This window comes from Pseudonocardia nigra (assembly GCF_019396355.1).
Taxonomy (GTDB): Bacteria; Actinomycetota; Actinomycetes; order Mycobacteriales; family Pseudonocardiaceae; genus Pseudonocardia; species Pseudonocardia nigra.
Genome location: NZ_JAHKRK010000535.1, coordinates 1 through 812, shown reverse-complemented (window position 1 = coordinate 812; position 812 = coordinate 1). Strand labels below are relative to the sequence as shown.

Annotated in this window: 1 protein-coding gene and 1 pseudogene; both read left to right on the top strand. The window is 70.2% G+C overall.

Annotated features, from left to right (window positions below):
- Positions 1-98 precede the first annotated feature (98 nt).
- Complete coding sequence (locus KME75_RS45530; protein WP_308283541.1) at positions 99-422, top strand: group II intron maturase-specific domain-containing protein; 324 nt, start codon at positions 99-101, stop codon at positions 420-422.
- A 137-nt stretch (positions 423-559) separates the two neighbouring features.
- Positions 560-812 (top strand): annotated as a pseudogene (locus tag KME75_RS42060) (transposase); the annotation flags it as partial.

Genomic DNA, 812 nt, shown 5'->3' with positions numbered 1-812 from the left:
ATCCAGCGCCGCCGCAAGCGAGGCACCAACCGGCTCTACGTCTACTCCTACCCCTCGGCCAAGGCCATCAAGGCCGTGACCGCCACGGTGAAGACGCGGTGCCGACAGAACACGAACCTGCCGCTCGAAGCCCTGCTGCGCCGGCTCAACCCGGTGCTGCGGGCTGGACCGCCCACTTCCGGCCCGGGGTGTCGGCCATCGCCTTCGGCTACCTGCGCGCTTTCACCTGGCGCCAGGTCATCCGATGGCTACGCCGCAAGCACCCCGGGATCACCTGGAAGGAACTCCGCCGCCGCTTCTGCGGCGACCGGTGGTGGCCCGCCGACGGCGAGGTGATCCTGTTCAACCCCGGCGCGGTGCAGACAACCCGCTACCGCTACCGGGGCACGAAGATCCCCTCACCCTGGCCGAGCACCGGATGAGCACCTCACGGACTCCAGCGGGACTTGTGGAGAGCCGGATGCGTCGACGAGGCGCACGTCCGGTTCGGAGGCGCGGCCCGGGGAAACGGACCGGTGGAAACACCGGCACCGCGCCCCGGGCCGACCCCTACCACGTCAACATCCGCCTCGAAGAGCACAAGCTGTGCCTGCTGGTGATGATCGGCGTGCGCGCCGACGGGCGCAAGGAACTCGTCGCGCTCACCGACGGCTACCGGGAGTCGACCGAGTCCTGGGCCGACCTGCTGCGCGACTGCGCGCGGCGCGGCATGTCGGCCCCGGTCCTCGCCGTTGGTGACGGCGCGCTCGGGTTCTGGGGCGCCCTACGCGAAGTATTTCCCCAGGCCAGGGAACAGCGCTGCTGGTTCCACA